Annotated in this window: 22 protein-coding genes; 17 read left to right on the plus strand and 5 right to left on the minus strand. The window is 44.9% G+C overall.

All coding sequences use genetic code 11. The features are described 5' to 3' along the window. Positions 1-189: 189 nt before the first annotated feature. The 5 genes from BUB19_RS21790 to ppk1 all read left to right on the plus strand — a co-directional run bounded on the left by BUB19_RS21790 (position 190) and on the right by ppk1 (position 7,686). On the plus strand, positions 190-1,152 hold the full coding sequence (locus tag BUB19_RS21790; RefSeq protein WP_073097738.1) for a tryptophan 2,3-dioxygenase family protein: 963 nt from the start codon (positions 190-192) through the stop codon (positions 1,150-1,152). A gap of 3 nt (positions 1,153-1,155) precedes the next feature. Further along, positions 1,156-2,739: an NAD(P)/FAD-dependent oxidoreductase gene (locus tag BUB19_RS21795; protein ID WP_073097739.1), complete on the plus strand. Its 1,584-nt coding sequence runs from the start codon at positions 1,156-1,158 to the stop codon at positions 2,737-2,739. 20 nt (positions 2,740-2,759) lie between these two features. After that, positions 2,760-3,143, plus strand: coding sequence for a CoA-binding protein (locus BUB19_RS21800; RefSeq protein WP_073097741.1), 384 nt, complete (start codon positions 2,760-2,762; stop codon positions 3,141-3,143). Positions 3,144-3,491: 348 nt separating this feature from the next. Then, on the plus strand, positions 3,492-5,453 hold the full coding sequence (gyrB, locus tag BUB19_RS21805) for a DNA topoisomerase (ATP-hydrolyzing) subunit B (RefSeq protein WP_073097742.1): 1,962 nt from the start codon (positions 3,492-3,494) through the stop codon (positions 5,451-5,453). Between the two features lie 109 nt (positions 5,454-5,562). Continuing rightward, a complete protein-coding gene (gene ppk1 / locus BUB19_RS21810) occupies positions 5,563-7,686 on the plus strand; it encodes a polyphosphate kinase 1 (RefSeq protein WP_073097744.1) in 2,124 nt (707 codons plus the stop codon). Between the two features lie 327 nt (positions 7,687-8,013). Here ppk1 and BUB19_RS21815 read toward each other — a convergent pair whose 3' ends face one another. Then, entirely contained in the window at positions 8,014-8,223 is a 210-nt protein-coding gene (locus tag BUB19_RS21815; RefSeq protein ID WP_073097745.1) for a hypothetical protein, read from the minus strand. Positions 8,224-8,307: 84 nt separating this feature from the next. Then, entirely contained in the window at positions 8,308-8,583 is a 276-nt protein-coding gene (locus BUB19_RS21820; protein WP_073097747.1) for a DUF202 domain-containing protein, read from the minus strand. Between the two features lie 147 nt (positions 8,584-8,730). Between BUB19_RS21820 and BUB19_RS21825 the strand changes: the two genes are divergently transcribed. The 10 genes from BUB19_RS21825 (at position 8,731) to nagA (ending at position 20,035) form a co-directional block, all read left to right on the plus strand. Beyond that, positions 8,731-9,633, plus strand: a complete 903-nt coding sequence (locus BUB19_RS21825) for a DUF3078 domain-containing protein (RefSeq protein ID WP_073097749.1) — start codon at positions 8,731-8,733, stop codon at positions 9,631-9,633. Between the two features lie 210 nt (positions 9,634-9,843). Beyond that, a complete protein-coding gene (locus tag BUB19_RS21830) occupies positions 9,844-11,223 on the plus strand; it encodes a TIGR00341 family protein (protein ID WP_073097750.1) in 1,380 nt (459 codons plus the stop codon). A gap of 633 nt (positions 11,224-11,856) precedes the next feature. After that, positions 11,857-12,753: a helix-turn-helix domain-containing protein gene (locus tag BUB19_RS21835; RefSeq protein ID WP_073097752.1), complete on the plus strand. Its 897-nt coding sequence runs from the start codon at positions 11,857-11,859 to the stop codon at positions 12,751-12,753. Between the two features lie 152 nt (positions 12,754-12,905). Further along, the gene (locus BUB19_RS21840; protein ID WP_073097753.1) at positions 12,906-14,288 is read left to right on the plus strand and encodes a glycoside hydrolase family 88 protein; all 1,383 of its coding nucleotides are present in this window, start codon (positions 12,906-12,908) and stop codon (positions 14,286-14,288) included. Further along, positions 14,285-15,115: a sugar phosphate isomerase/epimerase family protein gene (locus BUB19_RS21845; protein WP_073097755.1), complete on the plus strand. Its 831-nt coding sequence runs from the start codon at positions 14,285-14,287 to the stop codon at positions 15,113-15,115. The genes BUB19_RS21840 and BUB19_RS21845 overlap by 4 nt, the downstream gene beginning before the upstream one ends. A gap of 16 nt (positions 15,116-15,131) precedes the next feature. Continuing rightward, the gene (locus BUB19_RS21850; RefSeq protein ID WP_073097756.1) at positions 15,132-16,274 is read left to right on the plus strand and encodes a Gfo/Idh/MocA family protein; all 1,143 of its coding nucleotides are present in this window, start codon (positions 15,132-15,134) and stop codon (positions 16,272-16,274) included. Positions 16,275-16,289: 15 nt separating this feature from the next. Next, the gene (locus BUB19_RS21855; RefSeq protein ID WP_073097758.1) at positions 16,290-17,060 is read left to right on the plus strand and encodes a 3-ketoacyl-ACP reductase; all 771 of its coding nucleotides are present in this window, start codon (positions 16,290-16,292) and stop codon (positions 17,058-17,060) included. Positions 17,061-17,174: 114 nt separating this feature from the next. Then, a complete protein-coding gene (locus BUB19_RS21860) occupies positions 17,175-17,402 on the plus strand; it encodes a hypothetical protein (protein WP_073097759.1) in 228 nt (75 codons plus the stop codon). Further along, positions 17,399-18,826, plus strand: coding sequence for a sodium:solute symporter family protein (locus BUB19_RS21865; RefSeq protein ID WP_073097760.1), 1,428 nt, complete (start codon positions 17,399-17,401; stop codon positions 18,824-18,826). The genes BUB19_RS21860 and BUB19_RS21865 overlap by 4 nt, the downstream gene beginning before the upstream one ends. A gap of 15 nt (positions 18,827-18,841) precedes the next feature. Further along, positions 18,842-20,035 (plus strand): N-acetylglucosamine-6-phosphate deacetylase, encoded by a 1,194-nt coding sequence (gene nagA / locus BUB19_RS21870; protein ID WP_073097761.1) that lies wholly within the window; start codon positions 18,842-18,844, stop codon positions 20,033-20,035. A 3-nt stretch (positions 20,036-20,038) separates the two neighbouring features. On the opposite strand, the gene BUB19_RS21875 is transcribed toward nagA, so the two are convergent. After that, complete coding sequence (locus tag BUB19_RS21875; RefSeq protein WP_073097763.1) at positions 20,039-21,043, minus strand: Gfo/Idh/MocA family protein; 1,005 nt, start codon at positions 21,041-21,043, stop codon at positions 20,039-20,041. Positions 21,044-21,444: 401 nt separating this feature from the next. Between BUB19_RS21875 and BUB19_RS21880 the strand changes: the two genes are divergently transcribed. Together BUB19_RS21880 and BUB19_RS21885 are read left to right on the plus strand one after the other, a co-directional pair. Next, complete coding sequence (locus BUB19_RS21880) at positions 21,445-22,848, plus strand: Gfo/Idh/MocA family protein (protein ID WP_073097764.1); 1,404 nt, start codon at positions 21,445-21,447, stop codon at positions 22,846-22,848. A 271-nt stretch (positions 22,849-23,119) separates the two neighbouring features. Continuing rightward, positions 23,120-23,506 carry a VOC family protein gene (locus BUB19_RS21885; protein ID WP_073097829.1) on the plus strand — a complete coding sequence of 129 codons (387 nt, stop codon included), beginning with the start codon at positions 23,120-23,122 and terminating at the stop codon, positions 23,504-23,506. A 2-nt stretch (positions 23,507-23,508) separates the two neighbouring features. Here the strand turns inward: BUB19_RS21885 and BUB19_RS21890 are convergent, their stop codons facing one another. Together BUB19_RS21890 and BUB19_RS21895 are read right to left on the minus strand one after the other, a co-directional pair. Next, entirely contained in the window at positions 23,509-24,399 is an 891-nt protein-coding gene (locus BUB19_RS21890) for a DUF5777 family beta-barrel protein (RefSeq protein WP_073097765.1), read from the minus strand. Continuing rightward, positions 24,396-24,938 (minus strand): YceI family protein, encoded by a 543-nt coding sequence (locus BUB19_RS21895; protein WP_073097767.1) that lies wholly within the window; start codon positions 24,936-24,938, stop codon positions 24,396-24,398. Before BUB19_RS21895 ends, BUB19_RS21890 begins: the two co-directional genes overlap by 4 nt. Positions 24,939-24,944 lie beyond the last annotated feature (6 nt).

Here is a 24,944-nt window from a genome sequence, read left to right on the forward strand (position 1 = left end):
AGTTAGAAAACAGCAGCAATAAAGCCTCCTTATTTTTAAAGACGGGGATAAAGTCGCCCATTTAGCTTTACAGACTTGTTATTTTGATATTAATCATTGAATTTTGGTGTCACTTTCACCAAGGGCACGATAATAAGTTTGCATGCATTATTGCTGCATACCTGGTGACTGCTAATTCGCAACATTAGAATGGAAACCCCCAGGAAAGAAATAATCGATAAAATCAGGCAACTGGAAGAAAAGTTCAGGGCTTCTGGTCAGGATTTGTCCTCCTATTTGGAAGGATTGCTTCATGCCGACTACCTCAATTACTGGGATTATATCAACCTGGACACCCTGCTGACCCTGCAGCAGCCCAGGACCTCTTTTAAAGACGAAAAAATCTTTATCATATACCATCAGATCACGGAGCTGTATTTCAATCTGATCCTCTGGGAATTGGAGCAGATGGCTGCGATAAAGCATATCGAGATCGATTTTTTCAAGAACCGCCTGAAGCGGGTTATCATGTATTTCGACCTGTTGATATCCTCATTTGCTGTGATGTGGAAAGGGATGGAGAGGGAGCAGTTCATGAAGTTTCGCATGTCCCTCCTTCCGGCGAGTGGTTTCCAGAGTGCACAATACAGGATGATTGAGATCATGTGTACCGATATTCAGAATCTGGTGTACCTTGAAGAGAGAGAAGATTACAAAGATATTAACCTGACCAGCATCGACAGCCTTTTTGATATCCTTTACTGGCAGTACGGAGCCAAGGAGCTGGCGACAGGAGAAAAAACACTTACATTAAAATCCTTTGAAAAAAAATATGGCGATAGCCTGAAGGAACTGATTGCGAAATTCAGGAAAAACAACCTGTGGAAAAAATATTTGTACCTTCCTGAAAAAGATGAAGAATTGACAGGTTTGATGCGGGAGCTGGATGAAAAAGCAAATGTCTACTGGCCCCTGGCCCATTACAAATCTGCAGTAAAATACCTGCAGAAAGACCCTATGGATATCGCGGCCACCGGCGGGACAAATTGGCAGAAATTTCTTCCGCCCAGATTTCAGAAAGTAATTTTTTATCCGGAATTGTGGTCTGAAGATGAAATCCACAACTGGGGTAAGAACTGGGTAGAAAGAGAGCTGCTGGGAAGGGAGAAATAGGGAATGAAAAGCGAATTGAATCTGATCATCAGCCCTGAGGAAGCCTACAATGAACAACTTTTTCAAGAGATCGTTCGCCGGAAATCAGGCATATCAAAAGGTGAAAATCTGGTATTCCGGCCAATACGCAGATCCCTGGATGCCCGGGGAAAGCGGGTTAAGGTCAATGTGACCGTCGAAGTTTTTTCCGGTCAGGTACCTCCGCCGCTGGCTGGCGAAGCGCGACGTTATCCCGATGTTCGGGGAAAGGAACCGCTGCTGATCGTTGGTGCCGGTCCGGCAGGTATGTTTGCCGCACTGCGGGCCATAGAGCTCGGCGTGAAACCCATTATACTGGAGAGGGGTAAAGATGTAAGGTCCCGAAGGAGAGACCTGGCAGATTTAAACAAGCAACATCTGGTAAATCCGGATTCGAATTATTGCTTCGGTGAGGGCGGGGCGGGCACCTATTCCGATGGTAAATTATATACCCGTTCAAAGAAAAGGGGAGATATACGTCGGATACTGGAGATATTGGTGGCCCATGGAGCGAGAGAAGATATCCTGGTTGATGCTCATCCTCATATTGGCACGAATAAGTTACCGGTATTGGTAGAAAATTTAAGAAAGAGAATTCTTGAGAGCGGGGGAGAAATTCTCTTCAACACGCGGGTTTCAGACTTTATCTTAGAAAACAGCAGTATCAGGGGCCTGGTTACCCGGGAGGGAGAGCGTATTAAAGGGATTGGAGTTGTGTTGGCTACAGGCCACTCTGCCAGAGATATTTACCAGCTCCTGCTGGACCGGAGGGTACAGATAGCTGCAAAACCTTTCGCTCTCGGAGTAAGGATAGAACACGATCAACAGCTCATTGACCGGATACAATACCATTGTAAAGTAGACAGGGGGGAGTATTTGCCCCCGGCTGCTTACAGTTTGGTACAACAGACGGTCCTGGATGGAAAGCAAAGGGGCGTATTTTCTTTCTGCATGTGTCCGGGAGGCTTTATTGTACCCGCAGCCACCAGCCCGGGCGAGATTGTGGTTAATGGAATGAGTCCGAGCCGCAGAGATGGGAAGTTTGCCAATTCCGGCATGGTGGTGGCCGTGGAGTTAGAAGATCTAAGTGCATACCGCCACCACGGTCCGTTGGCGGCCATGTATTTTCAGCAAGAGGTAGAACAGGCCGCCTGCAGGGCTGCCGGGAATACCCAGACGGCACCTGCTCAACGTATGGTAGATTTTGTAAAAGGCCGGCCAAGCGATCAATTGCTGAAAACTTCCTATCAGCCAGGCATTCAGGGGTTGGACCTGCATGCCATCCTTCCAGGATTTATTGCCAAGCGGCTGGCAATGGCTTTGCCACAAATGGGGGAAAAAATGAAGGGGTATTATACCAATGAAGCACAATTGATCGGAGTGGAAAGCAGAACGTCCTCTCCCGTAAGGATACCCCGGGACAAAGAATCCTTCGAACATCCTCAGGTCAGCAGGTTATACCCTTGCGGTGAGGGGGCAGGTTATGCCGGTGGTATCGTATCAGCGGCCATGGACGGAGAACGTTGTGCCGAAAAACTGATTGCAAAGTACGCTGGAAAATTGGCCTGATGCTTGAGGTGTTACCGACTATGACAATAGCAAATAAAGAAAAAAAGACAGTAATTGTCGGCGCAAGCCCCAACCCATCCAGATATGCTTTTACTGCTGCCAGGATGCTTAAAGATAGGGAGGTACCCATTGTTCCGGTTGGAATCAAGAAAGGAGAAGTTTTTGGAGAGGAAATCAAAAACCTGAGAGAAAAACCCCCTGTTGAGGATGTACATACTGTCACCCTCTATATTGGTCCCCAAAACCAGCCCGAGTGGTACGGCTATATTCTTTCCCTTAATCCCAAAAGAATGATTTTTAATCCGGGAACAGAGAATCAGGAATTTATGGAAATGGCCAAAAATCAGGGGGTAGAAGTATTGGCCGCCTGCAGCCTGGTACTGTTGCAAACCGGGCAATTCTAAACCTCCCTTGCGCAATCAAAATTTAGCTTAATGATTTTGGATGACCTTTTACATTTACGAGATATAAGTAGCGGGCAGCAGATTCATGAGTACAGGATATATAATAAGCAGCTTTGATATACTGAAAAAGACCCGGGACAACGAGAAAATACGCCCTCTGCCAGTCAGAACAAGACGTACATGTATGTGCATAAACTGAATTCAAAATATGATATTTGGTAAGCATATTTTACTGAACAATAGCAGGCATTTGCTTAAAGAATTGGGTTTTTTTCACTATTTTTGTCTTTAATTCAGTTTTTAAAATTTGAAATGGCCAGGGGTTATCTTTTGCCATATAATTGATTTATGAGTAAGGAAAAAAAGTCGTCAAGCAGAAATGATTATTCGGCCCAGAATATTCAGGTTCTGGAGGGGTTGGAAGCAGTTAGAAAAAGGCCTGCCATGTACATCGGTGATATTGGAGTCAAAGGCCTTCATCACCTGATTTGGGAGGTCGTAGATAACTCCATAGACGAAGCACTTGCCGGGCATTGTGATTTTATATCCGTATCCATCAATGAAGACAATTCCATCACTGTTGAAGATAACGGTCGGGGTATTCCGATAGATTTTCACAGCAAAGAAAACAAATCTGCCTTGGAAGTGGTCATGACGGTGCTGCATGCCGGGGGAAAATTTGATAAAGATACCTATAAGGTGTCCGGTGGACTTCATGGTGTGGGTGTGTCCTGTGTGAATGCCCTGTCATCATCGTTAAAAGCTACCGTTCACCGGCAGGGCAAGGTTTATGAGCAGGAATACGTCAGAGGCGTGCCACAGTACCAGGTTAGGGAAATCGGTAAAACGGAAAGGAGGGGTACCCACATTCACTTTAAACCTGATCATGAGATTTTCCAGGTGCTGGACTTTAAATATGAGACGATAGCAACAAGGCTTCGTGAAATGTCTTTCCTGAATGCAGGTATCAGAATTCAACTTAAAGATTTAAGGGAAAAAGATGTGGATGGTCTGCACCGTTCCGATGAGTTTTATTCGGAGGGAGGTCTGGTTGAGTTTGTGGATTATCTTGACGAGACCAAACAAAAAATCATCGAGACCCCTGTATATATAGATACTGAGAAAAACGGGGTGCCGGTTCAGGTGGCCATGAGCTACAACAATTCCTACAACGAAAATGTGGTGTCCTATGTAAATACCATCAACACCTACGAAGGCGGTACGCACGTTTCGGGATTCCGGCGCGCGTTGACCCGTACATTAAAAAGCTATGCCGATAAATCCGGCATGCTGGACAAGGTGAAAATTGATATTTCCGGAGACGATTTTCGGGAGGGATTGACGGCGGTGATATCTGTTAAGGTCGCTGAGCCGCAATTTGAGGGGCAAACCAAGACCAAGCTTGGCAACTCTGATGTAACCGGTGCAGTGGACAATGCAGTCTCTGAAGCCCTGCAGTTCTGGCTGGAAGAACATCCGAAGGAAGCCAAAGTGATCGTGGGTAAAGTAGTGTTGGCTGCTCAGGCCCGGCTCGCCGCAAAGAAAGCCCGAGAGATGGTTCAGCGTAAGAATGTCCTCGGCGGGGGGGGCTTGCCTGGCAAGCTCGCCGATTGCGCGAATTCTGATCCTGCTGTCTGTGAATTGTATCTCGTGGAGGGAGATTCTGCGGGTGGATCTGCCAAGCAGGGGAGAGACCGCGATTTTCAGGCAATCCTGCCGTTGAAAGGAAAGATCCTCAATGTGGAAAAGGCACATGAGCACAAGATTTACGATAACGACGAAATCAAAAATATCCTTACGGCGCTGGGCGTTAAATTCGGTACCGTAAATGACGAGAAAGAACTTGATCTTTCTCACCTGAGATACCATAAGATCATCATCATGACCGATGCCGATATTGACGGTTCCCACATTCGGACGCTGATCCTGACTTTATTTTTCAGATACATGCGAAATCTCATCGAAAGTGGTTATGTATACATCGCCCTTCCACCGCTTTACCTGCTCAAAAGAGGTAAAGACGAGCGATATTGCTGGTCTGAAGAGGAAAGGAAGCGGGTCACACAGGAGATGGCGCCTGATGGAAAGGTGGATAGCGTGGGTATTCAACGATACAAAGGGCTCGGAGAAATGAATCCCGAACAACTCTGGACCACCACCATGGATCCGGAAACCCGCTCTCTTAAACAAGTGACCATAGAGTCGGCCGCTGAGGCAGATCATCTCTTTAGTATGTTGATGGGAGACGAGGTGGCACCAAGAAGAGATTTCATAGAAAAAAATGCGAAATATGCGAAAATCGACACCTGATCGCTTTGATTTTCCGTTATAGAATAAAAAAAGGGCGCTTTGCCCTTTTTTTATTCTATGAATTATTTAGTATCATTGGTTTACTTTTTTCCTGAAAAAGAAAATAACTATGAAAATTATCCAACCCGATAAAATAGAGGAAACCATTCACAATAGTGAACTTATCAGCCGCGACCTGAGCTGGCTCAAGTTTAACGAACGGGTTTTTGATCAGATAAAGAAGGACAGAAGAAATATATTCGAAAAATTCAAATTCCTGGCCATAGCAGCTTCTAATCTGGATGAGTTTTTTATGATTCGGGTGGGCTCATTATACAATTACCTGGATTATGACAAGGTGAGGATAGATTATTCAGGTCTGAGGGAGGACGACTTCAAACGGAAATTGATGATTGAATCCCAGAATTTTCACAAAAGGCTTCAGCGTCATTTTGTAAAGGAGCTTCTGCCAAAGACTTCAGATGCGGGCTTCCTGATGAGCAATGTAGCCAACCTGCAGGAAAAGGAGCAAAAAACCATAAAGGATTATTTTTTCAAAGCTGTCTATCCCATGCTGACTCCAATGGTTTTTGATGGTTACCATACCTTTCCGATTCTAATGAACAAATTGTTGATTTTCGGTGTGGTTACTATCGGACCCGGTGAGAAAAAAGACAATAAGAAGCTGTCTTTTGTACAGATCCCCTCCAATATTCCCCGGTTTTTTGAATTGGAAAGGGAGGATTTGATCATTTATATCCCTATCGAAGAGATGATCCGGGAACACATCGTTTCGCTTTTCAGAAATGTAACCATAGAATCTATCAATCTTTTCCGCATTACCAGAAATGGAGATTTTACCCTGGAAGAAAGTGAAGATATGGATTCCAATTTTCTGGAGGAGGTGAAACGAAAACTCAACGAGAGAAAGACCGGCCGGGTAGTTAGAATAGAAATAGAAGAAGGATACAGCAAATGGATGGTAAACTTGCTGAAGCAGCGTTGGACACTTCAGGACGACAGTATCTTTAAAATAGAGCGAAGAAGCCTGATGGATTTTACCGGGCTCTGGCAGATCATTGGCAACAAACGTTTTAAAGACAGGATACCAGCCAGCCCTGATCCCGTTCCTCCGCTTTCCTATCCGGAAGCTGCTTCAGAAGATATCTTTCAGGTATTGAAAAATAAGGATGTGTTGCTCCACCATCCGTATAATGACATGGAGCCTATCTTTGATCTGCTCGACAAGGCGGCAGACGACCCACATGTAATGGCCATTAAAATGACCATTTACCGCCTGGCAAAAAACTCAAGGATTGTCGGGGCGCTATTGAAGGCTGTGGAAAATGGAAAGCACGTTTCTGTGCTGTTTGAAGTCAAGGCCAGATTTGATGAGGAAAACAACATCAGGGAAGCAAAGAAAATGCAAAAAGCAGGCTGCTTTGTGATATACGGGGTGAGCAATTTTAAAACCCATACCAAGCTCATGCTGATTGTGAAAAAGGAGGAAAACCGGGTGACCAGATATGTGCACGTTGGATCCGGTAATTACAACGAAGAAACCAGCCGGATTTACACGGACATTGGATTATTAACTACCAACGAGACACTGGCAAACGATGTATCTGAGTTTTTTAATGTCATCACCGGCCACTCTTCACCCACTAATTACCAAAACCTGATCACCTCCCCGCGGGACATGCGAAACAAGCTGATAGAATTCATTGAAACTGAAGCGCAGCACGCCCGCAATGGTCTGCCCTCCGGAATTTTTATAAAAATCAATTCACTGGAAGATTCCGCATTTATTTTTGCGCTTTACAAAGCCTCTCAGGCCGGAGTGCCGATCAAATTAATTGTCAGGGGTATCTGCTGTCTGCGACCGGGCAGAAAGGGCTTGAGTGAAAATATAGAAGTGATTTCTATAGTCGGGGATTTTCTGGAACACTCCAGAATATATCATTTTCACAATAATGGAGACCTCAGGACTTATGTGGGGAGTGCAGATGCCATGGTACGCAGCTTTGACAAAAGACTGGAATCCTTATTCAGGGTGGAAAATGAATTTCTTCAGAAGCAACTCATGAATATCATTCGTTTTAATCTCAAAGACAATGAGAATGCATACGTAATGCAGGAGGACGGACAGTATATCAGTAAATTTCCTCAAGAGGGTGAAGAACCCTTTAACATCCATCAGCAGTTTTTCAGGTTGAGCCCGGATATGATTGCAGGAGTAAAATTAATCGAATGAGGGTAGATTCGGGGGCTTTTCCGCGGCTTTTGATCTTCTTTTCAAACAACTGCTAAATCAATCCATACTGACTTCAGACACAGAGACGGCACCATTACGTTTTCTACCCGGATAGTGGAAAATGTGGCCAGGTAGATACTGGTGGCAGGTACCACCACATCGGCCCGGCCTTCATTCGATTGAAGCAGATTGATGCTATCTGCGGCTGAGTAATTTTCCAGTCGTTTTAACGCAATTGAAGAGGAGTTGTTTGCTCATGCACAGGACACAAGAAACAACTCCCCTCAAATCAAATCGATTTGAAAGGTCCTACTATTGGTTTTTTCTTTATTTTTTTCTCCCTACCGCTAGCAGGACAAACCCGGCGATGACCGCAATACCACCCGCATAGGGCGGCCAGTTGACACTTTCCTCACTTTCTGCATTTACTTCTATAGGCCCTGCATCAATGACTGTTTCCTCTGTGGTATAAGATATCCCGGTCACCAAAAACATGACAATCCCGGCCACAATAAGTATTATTCCTATAATTTTCATTGTACTGTAAAAGATTGGTTAGAGCTAACCTTTTACAAATAGCTTACCAATTATCACGTATACGGGAAAAATCAAAATAATAATTTACATTTTCTCGTATTTCCCTTTTTTCAACTTTCTTTTCAGCCTGAAAAAATTAATAAAGCCAAGGACCAATAGCAACACACTTATCAGGAAAGAAAAATAGCCCAGCTCCTTTACATTTTCCAGGTCTTCCACCTTGATCAATGCCGTACCACTGACGATAAAATAAAGACTTGTGCGTATGTAAGACAAAAGCGTCCTGTCATTGGCCAGCTTGGTCCTTTGCCGGGCTAAAAAATCTCTTACGATCAACAAGTCTTCTGTTTGATTTTCCATAAATTTGCTTTTTGAGGTGATTAAATATTTTGATTTTACTCAAATAGTTCAATTCAATAGATTTTAAAATCAAATTTCTGCTTTAAATTTTAAATATCAGGTGTGTTTCGTCACATCCTATTAAATTTAACAAAATCAGTATTGTTTATGAAAAATAAATTATTATTACTAACAGCAACTTTCATCTTTTTCGCTTTGGCCGCTGCAAGGGCACAGCGTACAGCCGCGGATAGCATACCCGGCGATACAACCTACTGGGAATCAGAATTCAGTGCGGGGCTGAATTTCAATCAGGCGGGTTTTAGTAATAATTGGAAAGCCGGGGGGGTAAATTCCGTTGCTTTTGGTAGCATTATAGCCGGGAAGGCCTCATACAAAAAGGATCGCTTTTCCTGGGATAATGAGATCGAGCTTCTGTTTGGTATCGTAAGAAATGAAGGGGAGCAAACCCGGAAATCCAATGACCGCATATTTTTGGATTCGAAATTAGGGTACCAGATGACTGAAAAATGGTCTTCTTATTTTTCGGTAAATTACCTTAGCCAATTTGCTCCCGGATACAATTTTAATGACGATGGAAGCCGGACCTTGATATCCAGGTTTATGGCGCCGGGATTTCTCACATCCTCACTGGGCTTTGAATACAAACCAAACAATACTTTTTTCCTACGAATTGGGCCTTTTTCTCCACGTTTTACCTTTGTGTATGATTCCAATATCGTAGACAATGTTCCGTCAAACTATGGAGTTCCCGCAGGAGAGCAGGTCAGGGTTGAATGGCTGGCCATGCAGGTGTTCGCAGGATTGGACAAGGACCTGAGCGAAAACCTCAACCTTAAATCCCGTTATGCCATGTACGCCAATTATCAAACCTTGTCGTTTGAAAATATTGACCATCGCCTGGACATAACTCTGACCGCAAAAATTACTGACATTATCAACGTAACTTTCACCGGAATTGGGCTTTACGACCGTGATCAGGACCCTGGTGTACAATACAGCCAGGCGCTGGCATTGGGGATTCTATACAAGGTAGGTAACAAAAAATAGATATTTGTTTACTTTTTGGCCAGTAAATTTGGTTTTTAATCAGTTATTGTTAATTTTGTTTGCATTATGGTAGTTAAATAATAGTTGGTTTAGTTTTCAAAATAAAAAGCAGGAGATATTCTCCTGCTTTTTTGCTTTTCAGGGCTTTTATTCCTGTATTTCATTTTTCTCTTTATTTTCGCCTTTACCTTACCGAAAGAACATATTTCAATGCAGACTGAGAAACAAAAATTATCCCTGTTGTCGGAGAAAATTGCAGCTTTGCTGACCTTTGTTAAAGACAGGTTTGACCTGCACGAAGGGAAGGAAGATGAGATTGAAACCATCGTTTACATCAAAAAAAACGTGGAATTCCGTGGTGCTAATCTATGGATCCTGATCTTTGCCATTTTTGTAGCTTCCGTTGGCCTTAATGTCAATTCTACTGCGGTGATCATTGGTGCCATGCTGATTTCTCCGCTGATGGGCCCGATTATGGGCATTGGAATGGGAGCGGGGATAAATGATTTTGAATTGATTAAAAAATCCCTGAAAAACCTGGGCATAGCAGTGCTGATCAGTATCATGACTTCTACATTGTATTTTTCATTTACACCTTTGAATGAAGCACAGTCTGAGCTGCTGGCCAGAACAGAGCCTACCATCTGGGATGTACTGATAGCACTTTTTGGAGGCCTGGCCGGAATCATTGCCGGCTCTAGAAAGGAAAAAAGCAATGCCATACCCGGCGTGGCCATAGCCACAGCACTGATGCCTCCTTTATGTACTGCAGGCTATGGATTGGCTACCTGGAATTTGTATTACTTTTTAGGCGCATTTTACCTGTTTTTTATCAATTCGGTTTTTATTAGTTTATCCACTTACCTCATCGTCCGCTTCATGGGATTTCCCAAAAAGGAATTTGTAGATGCGCAGCGAGAAAAGAAAGTGAGAAATTACATTACCATTTTTATTCTGTTAACCGTAGTTCCAAGCATTTACCTGGCTTATAACATCGTGAGAAGGACCATTTGGGAAAAATCAGCAAAAGAATTCGTACAGACCGAATTTGATTTTCCGAGTACCCAGATAGTTACCAGTAACTACCGGTATGCCCCGGATAGCAGTGTCATTGAGGTAGCGCTGGTGGGGCAGCGTATCCCTAATGACGAAATCTCCATTATTCAGAAGAAGACTGCAGCATTTAAGTTAAACCGCACCTACCTGATCGTCAAGCAAAGTGGAGATAGCGGGATGGATATGAATACTTTGCGATCGGACGTGCTCAAAGATCTGTATGAAAGGAATGAGGCAATGATTCAGGATAAAGATCAAAAAATTGCTTTTCTGGAAAGGGAGGTGGCTCAATATGCGGCTTCCACGGGAATGGTTAGCGATCTGGCCCGCGAAGCCAGAGTAAACCATTCCGACCTCACTTCCTTTTCTATCAACAGGTCGGTGGTAGCCAACCTTACTGAAAATAGACAGGACACCATCATGGTGGCGATCGCTACCTTTAGCGATAAACCCAATGTGTCGGAAGAAAACAGATTGAAAGAATGGCTTAAAGTAAGGACCAAGGCAGATTCAATTGCTTTAATTGTCAGGTAGCTGATTCAACACTGCTGTTTTTCGTTTTCTGCCAGAGCACCTAATGGTGCAGAAAGTAACGAGCTATATTCACAGGTGCGTATTGGTAGGGGACAGACGGCTGCTGGAAAAAATAAGCGGGACAGCCGGCATTGATCTCGCAGGGATATAGTTTTGGTTAAAATTTGGTTTAAACAAAAAAAGCCATGAAACAAAGTTTCATAGCTTTAGTCAATTAACAATAAACCCAAAATAACCTGCTGTAGGAGAAGGAGTCGAACCTCCACGGGGCAGTTAGGCAAAATACGAGCTCGCTACTTGCTTTATCCTGGGCTCCCCACCCCCGAGACAGGAGGGCATGTCTGCCAGTTTCATCATCCTACAGTATCGTGTCAATTACCGGAGATCTGGTCTCTTAACTTTTACCGGCTCAAGACCTTTTGTCTTTGTTTGATATTTCAAAGGTAATACAAGTACCTTAATTTTGAAAATAATTTAACAAATATTTGAAAAAAATATATATTAATTAAAAAAATACCATTTTAATTTTAAATATGATAAATTAAAATACCAAAATCGGACCTTCTTTACCGAATTTAAAACGGAGGCCTTTCATTTTTTCCTTAACTTGCCACAAACCAGAACTACAAGCAGATGGGGGAACCGATCAAGACCTATGAAATGCCAGAAGTCACCAATCAACGGGCCTTTCAGATCTATGAAGTTCAGGGGAAAACGATTCAAAACAAGACCTATCCCCACGAAACCACCCGGCCTCACCGGCACAAGTATTATGAGGTCTGTGTATTTGTGAATGGAGCAGGACGGCACGAGATAGATTTTGAGACCCATCTTATCCATTCCAATAGCGTGCATTTTCTTTCACCGGGACAGGTTCACCTCATCAGCCGGGAAAATGACTACCATGGTTATCTGATGGTTTTTTCGAGAGATTTCTACGCACTTGAAGCAAACCATGAAGACCTGTTGTTTCAGATGCCCTTCTTTAACAACCCCACCTTGGTACCCATATTAAATTTAAGTCCGGCAGATTTCAGGGAATTGCATGAGCTGATCGTACAGATACGCAAAGAATACCTGCAATGGAATGGCTTTACCTCAGATATTCTGCGGAATTACCTGCAGATATTCCTGATCAAATGCAAGCAGTATTACCTGCGCTATTTTGCCGAACAGAACAAAACCATGGACCCCCATTTTGCCCTGGTGCAACAGTTCAATGCACTTGTAGAACAACAATTTAAATGTATCCATCAGGTGCAGGACTATGCCCATATGATGGGGCTCTCAGCGGCCAACCTGAACAAGCATGTTCGCAACATCACCGGCTATACGGCAGGAGAAATTATTCTGGATCGCCTGATGCTTCAAGCCAAACGATTCCTGATCTATACGGATCTTTCCAGCAAGCAAATTGCCTATCAGCTCAATTATCAGGATCCGTCCTATTTCAGCCGGATTTTTAAAAAGAAAACCGGGTTTTCTCCCTCTGAGTTTAGGAGGGTAGAAAACGAAAAGTACCAGCATTAGCGCAAAAAATACCTTTATAATGACTGCATTTAAAGATACCTTTAGAAGCCTGAATAAAAAGTACATGATAGGGAGGAGGATTAACCAGACAAAAATTCTGAATTTCCATCCTCTCATCAATAATTCGAAACATATTAAAACCCTTTAAAAAAATGATAGCAATAGATTCTGAAATTCAACCGGAAGACCTGAAAAAGGGTCTTGAACGGTTTTGGCAGCTCTCGGCTGAAAAAATCACGGCCATAGAAAAAGAATACCCTCAAAATCAAGGCTCACCGGTATTTACGGTAAATGGGAAATACACCACCAGAGGTTGGACCGAATGGACACAGGGTTTTCAGTTCGGATCATCCATATTGCAATTTGATGCCACAGGAGAGAAAGGTTTCCTGGAAAAAGGCAAAATGAAAACCCTGCAAGTCATGGCTCCCCACATCAGTCACACCGGTGTACATGACCATGGATTTAATAATGTGAGTACCTATGGCAATTTATTGCGGCTCATGGTAGAGGAGAAAATACCCTATGTAGAATGGGAGAAAAATTTTTATGAATTGGCTTTGAAAATTTCGGGTGCAGTGCAGGCCAGTAGATGGACATCCATCCGGGACGGGGGCTTTATGTATTCGTTTAATGGCCCGCATTCACTTTTTGTAGACACCATCAGGACAGTCAGAATACTCATGCTTAGCTATAGCCTTGGACACGTGCTCCAGGAGGAGAATGACCGGAAAGTAAACCTATTGGTCAGGGGCCTGCAGCATGCCAAAGCCACAGCCGATTATTCTGTTTACTATGGAGAAGGGAGGGACAGTTTCGATACCTGGGGCAGGACAGCCCATGAAAGTGTTTTCAATACCAATGATGGCAATTACCGTTGTCCCAATTCTCAACAAGGGTATACGGGATTTTCTACCTGGACACGTGGACTCGCCTGGGCCATGTGTGGTTTTGCAGAGCAACTTGAATATTTGGACAACCTGTCAGATGATGCCCTCAAAGCCTACGGATCTCCGGTGGAGATTGAAGCATTTATGTTGAAGGCAGCTACAGCCAGTTGCGATTTTTACATTGCCCACACGCCAACAGATGGCATTCCCTACTGGGATACCGGAGCTCCCTCTTTGCATAAATTGGGAGATTATCTCTCCAAACCTGCAGACCCATTCAATGAATACGAGCCGGTAGACAGTTCTGCGGCGGCCATTGGCGCGCAGGGCTTGTTGCGTCTGGGTCATTTTCTTCAAAGAAAAGGGCAGGCCGAAAAAGGAAAAAAATATTGGCAGGCCGGCCTCACAGTACTCAAAACGCTACTGGAGGAACCTTACCTGAGCACAGACAAAACCCATCAGGGCATATTGCTGCATTCCATTTATCACCAGCCAAATGGATGGGATAACGTGCCCAGGGGACAGAAAATTGCCTGTAATGAATCCAGCATGTGGGGAGATTATCATGCCCGTGAGCTGGCACTTTATGTTCAACGCATCATCGATAAGGATCCCTATTACACTTTCTTTAATTGTCTGTCATGAGTGCACAACCAATAAAAGACCTAAGTAAGCTTTGTATACACACCATCACCACCAAGCCCTGGAGCCTTGAGGAGGCGGCAGAAAAATATGAGAAAGCGGGTGTGAAGGGGATATCGATATGGCGGCAATACCTTGGAGGCAGGGACATCGCAGCCTCAGGCGATCTGCTGAGGAGCCATGGTTTGGAGATTGTATCTTTGGTAAGGGGTGGTTTTTTTCCCGCTGTATCTGCAAAGACCCGGGAGCAGGCCATTCAGGATAACCTGAAAGCTATAGATGAGGCTGCAGCACTGGGAGCACCGATGATCGTTTTGGTGTGCGGTGCTGACCCTGGTCAATCTCTGGAGAAATCCAGGATGCAAATCCGGGAGGGTATCGAGAAAGTTTTGCCCCAGGCCATTTCCAAGGGTGTAAAACTAGCCATAGAGCCACTTCACCCCATGTATGCGGACACACGTTCGGCGGTCAATACACTCCGGCAGGCCAATGAGATGGCCGAAGCCATTGACTCAGACCATGTGGGCGTGGCAGCAGATGTGTACCACCTTTGGTGGGATCCTGATCTCAAGACCGAATTGCTGCGCTGTGGGCAAAACGGAAATCTGTTTGCTTTTCATATCTGCGATTGGCTTAGCCCAACCACCGACTTCCTCAATGACCGCGGACTGATGGGGGACGGCTGTATCGACATTCCTACCATACGGGGATGGGCAGAAGAAGCTGGATTTGCCGGTTACAATGAAGTGGAAATTTTTTCTGACCGGCACTGGGCTGGAGATCAAAACGATTTTCTGGACAAGATTGTCTCCCATTATTATCATTGCTAGTAAAACCAATAAACTTATGGAACATAAAATAGGAATTATCATGAACGGTGTCACTGGAAGAATGGGCACCAATCAACACCTGATGAGAAGTATTGTTGAAATCATCAGGCAGGGAGGGGTACAACTTTCAAATGGAGACACCATTATGCCGGACCCGGTATTGGTGGGAAGAAATGAAGCCAAATTAAAGGCCCTTAGTGAAAGATCGGGGGTTAAGAAATACACTACCGATCTGGATTCGGTCATGAATGATGATGAATACAGTATCTATTTTGACGCCCAGACAACGGGCAGGAGAGCGGATGCTGTCAAGCAGGCAGTAAAGGCCGGAAAGCACATTTATTGTGAGAAACCAGTGGCAGTAGATACCGAAACGGCCCTTCAATTACACGAAATATGCAAGAAAGCAGGCGTAAAAAACGGCGTAGTACAGGACAAATTGTGGCTTCCGGGCTTAAGAAAGCTGAAGCGTCTCATTGAAAACGGCTTTTTAGGAGAAATACTCTCGGTAAGAGGGGAATTTGGCTACTGGGTCTTTGAAGGTCATACCGTACCCGCACAACGGCCTTCCTGGAACTACAGGAAGGAAGATGACGGGGGCATTATTGTGGATATGCTGTGCCATTGGAGGTATGTTCTGGACAATATCTTTGGCAACGTAAAGGCAGTGTCCTGTACGGGGGCCACGCACATCAAAGAACGTGTAGACGAGCAGGGAAAACCTTACAGGTGTACTGCAGATGATGCTGCGTACGCTACTTTTGAACTGGAAGGTGATATCATCGCCCACTTCAACTCTTCCTGGACCGTAAGGGTGCGCAGGGATGATTTGCTCACAGTGCAGGTAGACGGTACCAAAGGTTCTGCCGTGGCGGGCCTGAGAGAGTGCTACATACAGCACTATGGCAATACCCCCAAACCGGTTTGGAATCCGGATATCGTACAGCCTATTGATTTTTACGAAGGTTGGGCAAAAGTACCCGAGCAGGAGCCTATGGACAATGCATTTAAGGTACAGTGGGAGTTATTTTTGAAGCATGTAGTAGCAGATGAACCCTTTCCCTGGGACATGAAAGCAGGGGCCAGGGGAGTTCAGCTCGCCGAAAAAGGCTTGGAAAGCTGGGAAAAAAGGGCCTGGGTAGATATACCTGAGCTTTAATTGAAATAAGGGAATATGAAGAAAGTAGCATTAGTAACCGGAGGATCCAGAGGCATAGGCCTTGGTATCGCCAAATGCCTGGCCCAATCGGGTTTTGATCTGGCCATCAATGGTATGCGCAAGGAAGAGGATACCTCCGAAAGTCTGGAAGAATTAAGGGCCCTGGGAGCCGAAGTATTGTATTGCCGGGGGGATGTGGGAGGCGCATCTGAAAGGCAGCAGATCATGGATAGTGTCCAATCTCACTTTAACCGGCTTCATGTTTTGGTAAATAATGCCGGTGTGGCGCCCAAAGAAAGAAATGACATATTGGAAGCCACTGAGGAGAGTTTCGAATATGTGCTGAAGACCAATCTAAACTCAGCATATTTTCTTTCTCAGCTCGCAGCCAATTGGATGATTGCACAAAAAGGCGAATCAGAGGATTTCAAAGGAGCTATTATCAATGTTTCTTCGATTTCAGCTACTGTAGCCTCGGTCAACCGGGGAGAGTATTGTGTGGCCAAAGCCGGAATGAGCATGGCTACACAGCTTTTTGCGGTGAGGCTTGGAGAATACGATATACCGGTATATGAAGTGAGGCCCGGAGTAATCGCTACCGATATGACTGCTGGTGTAACCGAAAAATACGACAAGCTGATTGGGTCCGGGCTTTGTGTGCAGCAACGCTGGGGCTTGCCGCAAGATGTAGGCCTTGCAGTAGCGGCTTTGGCAAAAGGAGACTTTCCCTACTCCACAGGGCAGGTGATCATGGTGGATGGAGGATTGACAATTCCGAGACTTTAGACACCACATGACCGGCATATTTTGCCGGTCATTCATGCTTCCCTATCCATCTTCTTTACGATTCAGCCAACAATTGTATATATTGTCAATTCAATAGTTTAAACCCAATTTTCAATGGAAAAAAAGAGACTTTACTGGAAGATCAGCTGTGCAGCAGCGATCATCCTCAGTATGATCACATTCACCCCTTTGGTCATTCCGCAGGGAGTATCTACGCCTGAACTTGCCGGAGTACCCTACAGCCTTTGGACAAGTTTTATCATCACTGTACTTTTGGTTATTCTCACCTATATCGGTACGAGGGTACATCCGGGTATGCAAAATGAGGAGGAGGACTTATGATTTTCTGGGTATGGGTATTTGGCCTCATCTATGCAGGTCTTTTGGTATTTGCTTCTTTAAAATCCTATAAGAAAAACAGGTCTTCAGAAGAATTCATGATGGCCGGCTCTAATATTGGTCTTACGCTTGGCGTATTGACCTTTGCTGCAGCCCTATTCAGCACCTTCACCTTTTTGGGTATGCCTGATTTCTTTCGCATCAACGGGGTCGCAGCATGGATATTTCTGGCCGTGTCGGATGGAGCCATGGTTTTTCTGCTGCTCTGGTTTGGCTACCATATCCGTATGAAAGTAAAGGGTATGGAGTTTCGTGGCGTAGCTGGACTAATTTCCCGTTGCTATGAAAACCGACTGGCAGGTTATGTGTTTTTCCTAAGCTCCTTCTTGTTTTTGATTCCTTATGTAGGCATACAAATTCAGGGGATAGCCATTTTTATGGATGCCGCCTTTCCCGGTTCGCTACCAGCATGGGGCTGGTCTGCCGGTATAGTACTGATCATGTTGATATATAGTGAAATCGGTGGATTGAAAGCCATCATTTTCAGCGATGCCATACAGGGATTGTTGCTACTGGCAGTAATATGGATTATCGGCTGGGCTTGTTTGAGTCACTTTGGCGGAATCGGAGCCATGTTTGACAAAATAGGTAATGTTCAGGAGGATTTGCTTTCGAGTCCCGGACCCCAGGGATTACTCACTCCTCAGTTTTTGTTTGCTTCACTGATCGCCATCTTGATGATTCCGGTCACGCAACCCCAGTTTACGACCCGGATAGTTGTAATGAAGAGCATGAAGACCATGCAATTGATGGCGGTATCGCTTGGGGCATTCGCTATTCTGGTGATTTTGCCTACGATTTTTATCGGTATGTATGGAGCCGATCTGTACAGTGAGTACGGAAGAGATGAATTCTTTGCCAATGCCTTCCTCTATGACCAGCCCAATGCTGTAGCTGCTTTGGCCATTATCGGTCTCATTGCTGCGGGATTGTCAACGACAAATGCCCAGATATTTGCTTTGGGATCTGAGTTGAGAGGGTTGTTAAGGGGAAATGAAAACAGCATCATGACAAAAACCAAAATTGGTATCTTTGTTTTTTCTCTGATTGCCTTTTTCTTTTCCATTATTGTGATTGACCAACTGGTATTACTGGCAAGGGTGAGTTTTGCGGGCACAGGCATTATGGGCCCCATGATCATATTGGGAATATTGAGTAACCGGAAAGTGTCTTCGGCAATCATCTACCTGTCATTGGCAGGTCTGCTGATCTTCCTGCTTTCTCTTGGAGGATTTATTCCGGATATGTATTTTGGAATCAGATTGGATTTGATCTTGTTTATTTCTCTGGGAATAGCGGCTGTAATCAGTCACCTTACCGGTACCAAGCCAAGGCTGATCCGTCCAGAAACTGATGAAAAGAATTAAAAACAAGACCTAAGCATGAACACGGGCCTGACCCAGATTATTAATGGTAACGTCATTACCCCCCATGAAATACTGTTCAATACTGCAGTTCTGATCCGGAACGGCAGCATAGAAGAAATATGCAGGGACAATGAAGTACGTGAGGGGGCGCAGATCATAGATGCCCGGGGACAGTATGTGTCTCCGGGTTTTATTGATATCCATGTGCATGGAGGGGCAGGTCATGATTTCATGGACGGAGAAAAGGACGGTTTTCTGGAAATCGCCCGGCTGCATGCCAGGCATGGTACCACGGCCATGGTGCCTACCTCACTCACCAGTGGAAAAGACCAATTAATAGCCTTGCTGAAAACCTATGGGGAAGCCGAAAAGGACAATACGGATGGCGCAGCATTTTTGGGTTTGCATCTGGAAGGTCCCTATTTTGCCATGAATCAGCGTGGCGCACAGGATCCCAGGTATATCCGTGATCCGGACCCGGCAGAGTATGAAGAGATATTGAAATATGCCCATCTGATCGCCCGCTGGAGTGCGGCTCCCGAACGGGCCGGGGCAATGGAATTTGGCAGACGGTTGCGGGAAAAAGGAGTCCTGGCGGCTATGGCCCATACAGATGCTGTATACGAGCAGGTTTTGGAAGCGATAGCATCGGGGTATACCTTGTCCACGCATTTGTATTCAGGAATGTCAGGAGTTAGCCGGAAAAATGCGTTCCGATATGCTGGAGTGATCGAAAGCAGTTTGCTGCTGGATGAAATTGATGTGGAGATCATCGCAGACGGGGTGCATTTGCCCGCTCCCTTGTTAAAATTGATTTATAAGGTTAAAGGCCCGGAAAAAATCGCTTTGATCACGGATGCGATGAGAGGAGCAGGGATGCCCGAAGGCGAAAGTATTCTGGGGCACAAAGATGATGGGCTGAAAGTAATCATAGAAGATGCTGTGGCAAAGCTTCCGGATCGAAGTTCCTTTGCCGGAAGCGTGGCTACCGCAGATCGCCTGGTCCGCACCATGCTGAGGACAGCAGATGTTCCTCTGTTAGAGGCCATAAAAATGATGAGCCAAACACCTGCCCGAATTATGGGTCAGCAGCATAAAAAAGGCGCCATCCGCAAAGGAATGGACGCCGATATTGTGCTTTTTGATAATGACATACAGGTCAGTCTGACTATGGTCGGGGGCAAGGTAGTGTACAGAACAGCCCGGTAAGTTTTAGTCGATATTGACCCATCTTTCGTTCCGGTCGGATTCGAATATGGCCTGGAGTACCTTTGCATTCTCCTGAGCATTTTCAAGAGACACAGGCACTTCCCTGTCTTCCAGGATGGCCTTCGAAAAATCATTGGCCTGTTCGGTGTACTGATTGCTTAGCGGCAAAACAATTTTCTCCGGGTCAGGCTGAAGAAAATTGCCGTCATGTATCAGGATTTCATTTTTCTGATCTGCCGGTGCATTGAACGGGATCCTGATTTCCATTATTTTTTCCTCTCCATAAAACAACATGCGCTGATAGGGCGTCAACTGGGTACTGACCGTAAAAGTCATCTGTATTTCGTGAAAATCGATCAGAACCGAACCCAGTTTATCGGTTCTGAATTGAGGATCAAATTCCAACATGGATACCACCCTTCCGGGTTCTTTTTCCAACACAAAGCGGGAGGTAAATACCGGATAGCAGCCAATGTCCCAGATCCCGCCACCACCCATTTCCGGGATATTGCGGATATTGTCCTCGTTGACATTAAAATAGCTGAAAAATCCATGGACAGCTTTTATTTTACCCAGGTAATTTTTCCGTACCAGCTCCCTCGCTTTGATCCACTGGGGATTGGAGGCTACCATAAATGCTTCTCCTACCTTAAGACCTTTTTCGTCTCTTGCCCTGATCAATTCGTCGATTTCTTCAGCATTTAAGGCGAGTGGTTTTTCACAGAGTACATGTTTGCCGGCACGGATACACTGCAGCGTATAGGGTACATGCAGGTCATTGGGCAGGGGGTTATATACCACATCGATTTCCGGATCGTTGATCAAATCCTCATAAGATCCATAGGCTTTCGGGATCCCCATTTCCCGGGCTGCAGCGGTAGCTTTGTCAAGGTCCCTGGATGCCAGGCCATACACTTCGTAAAGGTCACTGTTTGCCATGGCCGGTATTACCTTTTCCCGGGCAATTTTAGCAACGCCCAATACACCCCATTTAAGTTTTTTGTTCATGATGCTTTTTGTTTTGTGAAAAATTCGGTTCGAAGACTGGAAATGATAGTATGAAGCAATTTAATATTATTGGCCATCAAACCCAATCCCGATAAAGGATTGCTATGTATACTAATTATAAATTAGCATTCGACCGCTTTATTACTGCAATGCAGTAATAGCGCATGTAGCGACATTCCAGGTAGATAATGTGGATAAAAACAAATAAAATTCTAATTATTTGTAGTAAATAAATCAAAATACCGAACTGTGAAAATTCAGAAAAGATATAGTTGGCGGATTACGGTATCACTGATTTGACAATTAGTTAAAATTTCGCTATCATGCAATCGATTGCGCAGGGCTGAAGCCATTTACTCGCAAGGGAAATTTAAAATCAAACATAAACCAACATTAGCATCATGGAAAATAAATTTTCAAGACGGTCATTTCTGCATGCTGTCAGTCTGCTGGCTGCCGGAACGGCCCTGACTGCGCCCCTGAAGGGCTTCGGCATGAACCGAAAGCTCAGGGTAACCCTGGTTGGAACAGGGGTAAGGGGGACGTCCTTTTGGGGAAGGAGACTGGTGGAGCAGTACCCTGACATATTAGAGTTTGTCGGATTGAGTGATATTAATCCGGGCCGGCTCGAATATGCACTGGAATACATGAAGGTGGATTGCCCTACATTTGTTGATTTTGATGAGATGCTAGCCCAAACCAAACCGGATTTGGTCATTGTCACCACCATGGACTCTACCCATCATGAGTTTATCATCAAAGGTCTGGAGGCCGGTTGTGATGTGTTGACCGAAAAACCACTGACTACCAACGAAGAGAAATGCCGGCAGATCCTGGAAGCAGAGCGGAAGGCGGATAAAAACCTGATTGTAGGATTTAATTACCGGTGGAGCCCTTATATCACCAAGATAAAAGAATTGCTACACAACAAGGAGATCGGAGAGATAACCTCTGTTGACTTTCATTGGTATCTGAATATTCATCACGGAGCTTCCTATTTCCGCAGATGGCATGGAGTGGCTGAAAACGGGGGGACGCTCTGGGTGCATAAAGCCACCCACCATTTTGATTTGTTGAACTGGTGGCTGGATTCTGACCCGGAAGAGGTATTTGCCTATGGTTCTCTGGAGCACTACGGCAGCAACGGGCCCTTCAGGGCGGAAAATTGCAGGTCTTGTGGACACAAGGCGGATTGCAAGTATTACTGGGACATTACCAAAAGCCCCCGGGACATGAAATTGTACGTTGAGAATGAGCACCATGACGGTTATTTCAGAGACGGCTGCGTGTATCGCCACGAAATCGATATCTATGATAAAATGTCAGCAAATATCAAATATGCCAATAATGTGGTGGTGAATTATTCGCTTACCACCTATAGCCCCTATGAGGGCTGGAAAATTGCTTTTAACGGACAAAAGGGCCGGATTGACGCCTGGTTGGACATACCTTTTATGAGCAACGAAACCCTGGATCAAGAGGCCCTGCATGCGGCGGAAATGAACCAAAACAATGCAGGAGAAGACATGAACCGGGAACCACTGGTTTTGCACAAAAACTGGGAAAAGCCCCAGATCATACAGGTAGTCAGCGAGCGCGGAGGACACGGTGGGGGAGACAAAAGGCTCCACGATAAAATCTTTAAGACTCCCAATGCGGCAGACCCCTACAAACATGCGGCAGGATTACGGGATGGTATCATGTCTGTATTGGTAGGCGTTGCAGCCCGGAAAAGTATTACATCCAAGGGGCCTGTGAAAATAGCAGACCTGACCAGTATCAAACCCAGTCCAAACCGGGGATAGATCACATTAATTTTTCCCCTCCATACGGTTGTTTTCGCCCATGGAGGGGTTTTTTGTGTTTTTCTCCCGATTCAATTATTTTTGGAAAATTCTTCGGGAGAAAGTTAGTCAGATTGTCCGGCTTACCTTTCCGGACAAGTTATGGTCTTTAACCATAGCACAAAGACCTGTAAAAACACACGATTTCTATCATCTTTAAACACAGCAGGTATTGATTTCCTGGCCCCATCAGGAGCAAATGCCATTGACCTGTAAAAAATTCAATACAATTATGAAAATTGAACACATCGCTCTTAATGTAAAAGATCCGCAGGCAGTTTCAGACTGGTACGAAAAGAATCTGGGTTTAACAGTTGTTAAAAAAATGGATCAGGCACCTTACATGACATTCCTGGCAGACGATAGTGGTAAGGTTATGGTTGAGCTGTATCAAAATGCCAAAGCGGCGGTATTGGATTATGCCGGACTTGATCCACTCATGTTGCACCTGGCCTTCGTATCGGAAAAGCCTGAGGAGGAGAAAGAGCGGCTGGTAGCGGCAGGTGCAAAATTGGTCAGCGATGATACCCTGGAAGATGGGACCAGGCTGCTGATGCTTCGTGACCCCTGGGGTCTGGCCATTCAATTCTGTAAAAGGGCCAAACCCATGCTCAAATAAAACTATTTCTTGATCGGCCTTGTATTTCCCAATTGGAAATTACGGGTAATGTTGAAGCCAAAATGGATGTCTCCATTGAAAAAATCACCTGAAGTGGAAGGAATAAAGCCTGTCTCTGTCATTTGCTGGGCATTGGTAAGCTGCAACTGAAAAACATGTCCCCCGGTTTCAATGTCTACACCGATAGCAATGGGATTGGCGGTGCCATTTTCCTGGTCCAGGAATCTGTGATAATATTCAACGTTTAAGTATACACTTTTGCTAAGCCTATAGCTTAATCCTGCGCCTACGGCGAAAAAAGCATTCGGCGCTGAAGGTTCCCGAACCAGGTTTCGGTGAATATAGGTCGGCATCAGTTGTAAGGCTATATTTTGATACAGCTTGCTGGCAGCCAACAGTTGATGGACATATTGAAGCCTTCTATTCAGGTTCATGGGAATCTCCGGACGTCTAATCGTGTTGATGGAGGCGCCTGACAGCCAGACCAGAGTTACCGGCTGTTTGATTTTGCCCTCATTTTGCTGGAAAAGGCTGATTTTGGCAAAGCCATCATACAATTTGCTGAAGGAATTTCTACCTATACCCAGTGTAAGCCAATCCTGCCAGGCATAATCCAATCCCAATCTCATGTTGGCCTGGTCCATGCCAAAGAACTGATACGCACCGGAATTGATCCTTCCAAAGCGGTGGGAAATTAAAAATTCCAGATTACCTTTTTCTCTGGTTTCAACCGTATGGCCGTTGATCAATCTGATGGCTTTAAAGGTGGTGGTGTGAGTATTCCATTCGGTTTTATCTTCTTCCCTGAGCTGGTCCAATAAATTGTCCTGGGCTGAAGTGCTGAGAAAAAGAAAATAAAAGATCAGAAAAATTACCAGAATTTTGTTTGTCATCGGTCTGTTTTTTCAAATACAAAGCTTACAGTTACCTCTACTTCCTCCGCAATGTTATAAAAAAGCACCTTTGGTATCTCAATGTTATAATCTTCGAGTTTTACCGGAAAAACCGCATCCATGATGATTTGGTCACCCTTGAAATTGATATTACCAGGAACCCTGACTTTATTGGTTTGCCCATGAATGGTTAAATTTCCTTCCGCAAAAGCCTCCTGGGATCCGGATCTCCGCCGATCGTAGCCACTCAGTCTTCCTTCAAAGCTGGCTTCCGGATAGGTATGCGAATCCATGAATTTATCATTGAAATGTTCCTGCATCAGGGATTTTGGAAATCGGAAGGCTCTGACAGGTACCAGAAAGGCCAGACTACCGGTTTGTTCATTAAATAAACCGGTCGGGCCATTGTTTACCGCCTGAATATCCTCAACCGGAGCACTGCTAAAGAACTCAATTTCGCCCGACACCGTTTTGTGACCCTGGGCTTGAAGGGATTGTGATAACAGGAAAATAAAGAGGGTTATATAGCAATTTTTCATAACGGG

The sequence above is a fragment of the Cyclobacterium lianum genome, from assembly GCF_900143075.1.
Lineage (GTDB): Bacteria > Bacteroidota > Bacteroidia > Cytophagales > Cyclobacteriaceae > Cyclobacterium > Cyclobacterium lianum.

Bases quoted from the DNA above. Each gene is read 5' to 3' on its own strand.
- BUB19_RS21790 (WP_073097738.1), top strand. From the start codon at position 190: ATGGAAACCCCCAGGAAAGAAATAATCGATAAAATCAGGCAACTGGAA.
- BUB19_RS21795 (WP_073097739.1), top strand. From the start codon at position 1,156: ATGAAAAGCGAATTGAATCTGATCATCAGCCCTGAGGAAGCCTACAAT.
- BUB19_RS21800 (WP_073097741.1), top strand. From the start codon at position 2,760: ATGACAATAGCAAATAAAGAAAAAAAGACAGTAATTGTCGGCGCAAGC.
- gyrB (WP_073097742.1), top strand. From the start codon at position 3,492: ATGAGTAAGGAAAAAAAGTCGTCAAGCAGAAATGATTATTCGGCCCAG.
- ppk1 (WP_073097744.1), top strand. From the start codon at position 5,563: ATGAAAATTATCCAACCCGATAAAATAGAGGAAACCATTCACAATAGT.
- BUB19_RS21815 (WP_073097745.1), bottom strand. From the start codon at position 8,223: ATGAAAATTATAGGAATAATACTTATTGTGGCCGGGATTGTCATGTTT.
- BUB19_RS21820 (WP_073097747.1), bottom strand. From the start codon at position 8,583: ATGGAAAATCAAACAGAAGACTTGTTGATCGTAAGAGATTTTTTAGCC.
- BUB19_RS21825 (WP_073097749.1), top strand. From the start codon at position 8,731: ATGAAAAATAAATTATTATTACTAACAGCAACTTTCATCTTTTTCGCT.
- BUB19_RS21830 (WP_073097750.1), top strand. From the start codon at position 9,844: ATGCAGACTGAGAAACAAAAATTATCCCTGTTGTCGGAGAAAATTGCA.
- BUB19_RS21835 (WP_073097752.1), top strand. From the start codon at position 11,857: ATGGGGGAACCGATCAAGACCTATGAAATGCCAGAAGTCACCAATCAA.
- BUB19_RS21840 (WP_073097753.1), top strand. From the start codon at position 12,906: ATGATAGCAATAGATTCTGAAATTCAACCGGAAGACCTGAAAAAGGGT.
- BUB19_RS21845 (WP_073097755.1), top strand. From the start codon at position 14,285: ATGAGTGCACAACCAATAAAAGACCTAAGTAAGCTTTGTATACACACC.
- BUB19_RS21850 (WP_073097756.1), top strand. From the start codon at position 15,132: ATGGAACATAAAATAGGAATTATCATGAACGGTGTCACTGGAAGAATG.
- BUB19_RS21855 (WP_073097758.1), top strand. From the start codon at position 16,290: ATGAAGAAAGTAGCATTAGTAACCGGAGGATCCAGAGGCATAGGCCTT.
- BUB19_RS21860 (WP_073097759.1), top strand. From the start codon at position 17,175: ATGGAAAAAAAGAGACTTTACTGGAAGATCAGCTGTGCAGCAGCGATC.
- BUB19_RS21865 (WP_073097760.1), top strand. From the start codon at position 17,399: ATGATTTTCTGGGTATGGGTATTTGGCCTCATCTATGCAGGTCTTTTG.
- nagA (WP_073097761.1), top strand. From the start codon at position 18,842: ATGAACACGGGCCTGACCCAGATTATTAATGGTAACGTCATTACCCCC.
- BUB19_RS21875 (WP_073097763.1), bottom strand. From the start codon at position 21,043: ATGAACAAAAAACTTAAATGGGGTGTATTGGGCGTTGCTAAAATTGCC.
- BUB19_RS21880 (WP_073097764.1), top strand. From the start codon at position 21,445: ATGGAAAATAAATTTTCAAGACGGTCATTTCTGCATGCTGTCAGTCTG.
- BUB19_RS21885 (WP_073097829.1), top strand. From the start codon at position 23,120: ATGAAAATTGAACACATCGCTCTTAATGTAAAAGATCCGCAGGCAGTT.
- BUB19_RS21890 (WP_073097765.1), bottom strand. From the start codon at position 24,399: ATGACAAACAAAATTCTGGTAATTTTTCTGATCTTTTATTTTCTTTTT.
- BUB19_RS21895 (WP_073097767.1), bottom strand. From the start codon at position 24,938: ATGAAAAATTGCTATATAACCCTCTTTATTTTCCTGTTATCACAATCC.